The following is a 3,651-nucleotide window of genomic DNA, read 5'->3' on the forward strand; positions in this document are numbered from 1 at the left end:
TCGCGCCGGATGATGCCGAAGGTGTACTCGCCCAGGTGCTGAGTCTGCGCGCCGTCGGCAATGGTCTTCGGGGTGTCGATGTGCACGATGCGGCCGGCGCGCAGCGACTGCTGGCCGTCGTTGCCGGCTTCGGGCTCGACGCCGTAGATCTTGCAGTCCGGCGCCAGCGCGCGCGCCGCGAGCGCCGAGCCGCTGGTCAGGCCGCCGCCGCCGAGGCAGACGTAGAGCGCATCGAGGGCGCCGACCTCCTCGATCAGTTCCTTTGCCGCCGTGCCCTGGCCCGCGATCACGTCCGGATGGTCGTAGGGCGGGATCAGCGTCATGCCGCGCTCCTCGGCCAGCCGCCGCGTCAGCGCCTCGCGGTCCTCGGTGAAGCGGTCGTAGAGGACCACCTCGGCACCGTACTCGCGCGTGGCGGCAAGCTTGGCGGCCGGCGCATCGGTGGGCATCACGATCACGGCCGGCATGCCGAGGATGCGCGCCGCCAGCGCGACCGCCTGCGCATGGTTGCCCGAGGAGAAGGCGATCGCACCGGCCTGGCGCTGCCGGGCATCGAACTTCGACAGCGCATTGAAGGCGCCGCGGAACTTAAAGGCGCCCATGCGCTGGAAGTTCTCGCACTTGAAGAAGAACTGCGCGCCCCAGCGGGCGTCGGCGGTGCGCGAGCGCAGCACCGGCGTGCGGTGCGCATGCCCTTCGAGCCGCGCGGCCGCGGCGATCACGTCGTCGTAGGTCGGAAGTGTCTGCATGGCGACGAGCTTAGCGCGGCGGTCATCGAAAAATGCACGATTCCTGTCGCACACTGTCGAAATGCCCGCCCGTGCGCCGTCATTGCAGTGAGCGATCCTGCTCGTGTGTTTTCCTTTGTGGAGATTTCCATGCAATACATGCTGATGTTCTACCAACCCCAGTCCGAGTTCGACCAGCGCGACGAGGCAGCGGCCCAGGCCTACCGGGCCGGCTGGATGGACTATGTGGGCGCGATCCGCCAGTCGGGTGTCACGCTCAGCGGCCACGGCCTGCAACCGCCGATGACCGGCACCACGCTGCGGGTGCGCGGCGACAAGCGCCAGGTGCAGGACGGGCCCTTCGCCGACAGCAAGGAGCAGCTCGGCGGCTACTTCGTGATCGAGGTGCCCGACCTCGACACCGCGCTCGAATGGGCCGCGCGCGCGCCCTGCGCCAGCACCGGCGGCGTCGAGGTGCGGCCGGTGTTCACCGCACCCACGATGTGACGGACCTGGCCGTCCGGGAGGCCCGCGCGGCGGCCGAGCGAGCGGCCCGCCAGTCGTATGGCCGGCTGGTCGCCATCCTGTCGGCGCGCACGCGCGACATCGCGGCCTCGGAGGACGCGCTGGCCGACGCCTTCGCGCGGGCGCTCGAGCGCTGGCCGGCCGACGGCGTGCCCGCGAAGCCGGAGGCCTGGCTGCTGCAGGTGGCGCGCCACCGCACGCTCGACGCCTGGCGCCACAGCCGGGTGCAGGACGAGGCGGCGCAGAGCCTGCTGCTGCTGGCCGACCAGTTCGAGGAGGACGCGGACGGCGGCGAGGCAGTGCCCGACGAGCGGCTGCGCCTGTTCTTCGTCTGCGCCCATCCGGCCATCGATGCCGCGGCGCGCGCGCCCTTGATGCTGCAGACCGTGCTCGGGCTGGACGCCGCCCGCATGGCTGGTGCCTTCCTGAGCGCGCCGGCCACGCTCGGCCAGCGCCTGGTGCGGGCCAAGGCGCGCATCCGGGCCGCCGGCATTCCGTTCGAGTTCCCGCACGCGAACGACCTGCCGCAGCGGCTGCAGGATGTGCTCGACGGCATCTACGCGGCCTACGGCACCGGCTGGGACGAGGTCGACGGCGCCGACGCCTCGCAGCGCGGCCTCACGGCCGAGGCGATCGACCTCTGCCGCATCCTCTGCGGCCTGCTGCCGCGGGAACCCGAGCCGCTGGGCCTGCTGGCGCTGATGCTGTTCTGCGAAAGCCGCGCCGCCGCGAGGCGCAACGCCGCAGGCGACTACGTGCCGCTGGACGCGCAGGAGGTCGCGCGCTGGAACCCGCAACTGCGCGGACAGGCCGAGCAGGCGCTGAAGAGCGCCGCCAGCCTCGAGTCGCTCGGCGCCTACCAGATCGAAGCCGCGATCCAGTCGGCGCATTGCGCGCGACGGCTCGGTGCGCAGGTGCCGGCCGATGCGCTGGTGGCGCTCTATGACGGCCTGATCGCGCTGCGCCCGGGCACCGGCGCGCAGGTCGGCCGGGCCTGCGCCCTGGCCGAAGCCGAAACGCCGGCGGCCGGCCTGCGGGCGCTCGATGCCATCGCGCCGGCCGAGGTCGCGAACTACCAGCCCTTCTGGGCGGCGCGCGCGCACCTGCTGGGCCGCAGCTGCCAGGTGGCCGCGGCACGGCAGGCCTATGCCCGCGCGGCCGGCCTCAGCACCAGCCCGGCGATCCGCGCCTGGCTGGCCGCCGCATCCGATCGCCTGTGACCCGCGCGCATCGCGCAGAATGGGCCGCATGAGGGCCCTGTTGTTCAGCTTCTCGTGGCAGGAACTGCGCCACCACCCGTGGCGCAACGCGGCCGCGGTCGTCGCCGTGATGCTGGGCGTCGCGCTGGCCTTCTCGGTGCAGCTGATCAATGCCTCGGCGCTCGACGAATTCTCGAGCGCGGTGCGCTCGGTCAACGGCCAGCCCGACCTCGAATTGCGCGCCGCGCAAGGCGCCTTCGACGAGGCCGTCTTCGCGCAGGTGGTCCGGCAGCCGGAGGTCGCCCTGGCCAGCCCCGTGCTCGAGCTGCAAAGCGTCGCGCAGATCGGCGAGCGCCGGCTGCCGCTGCGGGTCGTCGGCATCGACGCGCTCGCGCTGCCGACCATCGCGCCGGCGCTGATGCCGCGCCCGGCCGAGGCCGGCGACCGTTTCTCGCTCTTCGCGCCGCGCCAGGTCTTTCTCAATGCCGCCGCGCGCAAGGCCGTCGGCGACGACGCCACCCAGCTGCGGTTGCGTGTCGGCACGCAATGGCAATCGCTGCAGGTCGCCGGCCAGGTGGCGGCCGGCGGTGCCGCGCTGGCGGTGATGGACATCGGCGCCGCGCAGGACCTGTTCGGCCGCGCCGGCCAGCTCACGCGCATCGACCTGCGGCTGGCGCCGGGCACCGACCACACGGCCTTCATCGGCGCGCTGCAACAGTCGCCGGACTGGCCGACCGGCATCCAGATCGCCGAACCGGGCGATGCGGCCGAGCGCGTCAGCAACCTCTCGCGCGCCTACCGCGTGAACCTCACGGTGCTGGCGCTGGTGGCGCTGTTCACCGGCGCCTTCCTGGTGTTCTCGGTGCTCGCGCTGAGCGTCGCCAAGCGTGCGCAGCAGTTCGCGCTGCTCGGCGTGCTCGGACTCACGCCGCGCGAGCGCCTGCGGCTGGTGCTGACCGAATCGCTGGTGCTCGGGCTGATCGGCAGCGCCGCGGGCATCGCCCTGGGCGCCGCGCTCGCCCAGCTCGCGCTGAAGCTGCTGGGCGGCGACCTCGGCGGCGGCTACTTCGACGGCGTCGCGCCGACCCTGCGCTGGAGCTGGGGCGCGGCCTGGACCTACGGCGCACTCGGCGTGCTCGCGGCCGGCGTCGGCGGCTGGTGGCCGGCGTGCGCCGCGCAGGCCCTGCCCGAAGCGCAGA

General features: G+C 73.1%; 4 protein-coding genes. 3 read left to right on the forward strand and 1 reads right to left on the reverse strand.

Annotated elements, in window-relative coordinates; genetic code table 11:
• Positions 1–749: threo-3-hydroxy-L-aspartate ammonia-lyase (locus AC1D2K_RS31845; protein WP_478094077.1), on the reverse strand; the 749-nt coding region annotated here is incomplete at its 3' end.
• A 129-nt stretch (positions 750–878) separates the two neighbouring features.
• Between AC1D2K_RS31845 and AC1D2K_RS31850 the strand changes: the two genes are divergently transcribed.
• The 3 genes from AC1D2K_RS31850 to AC1D2K_RS31860 form a co-directional block, all read left to right on the forward strand.
• Positions 879–1,235, forward strand: a complete 357-nt coding sequence (locus AC1D2K_RS31850; protein WP_442281501.1) for a YciI family protein — start codon at positions 879–881, stop codon at positions 1,233–1,235.
• Positions 1,232–2,473, forward strand: coding sequence for an RNA polymerase sigma factor (locus tag AC1D2K_RS31855; protein WP_478094079.1), 1,242 nt, complete (start codon positions 1,232–1,234; stop codon positions 2,471–2,473). Before AC1D2K_RS31850 ends, AC1D2K_RS31855 begins: the two co-directional genes overlap by 4 nt.
• A 28-nt stretch (positions 2,474–2,501) precedes the next feature.
• Positions 2,502–3,651: ABC transporter permease (locus tag AC1D2K_RS31860; RefSeq protein ID WP_478094081.1), on the forward strand; the 1,150-nt coding region annotated here is incomplete at its 3' end.

This window comes from Variovorax sp. P1_H12_2 (assembly GCF_056405335.1).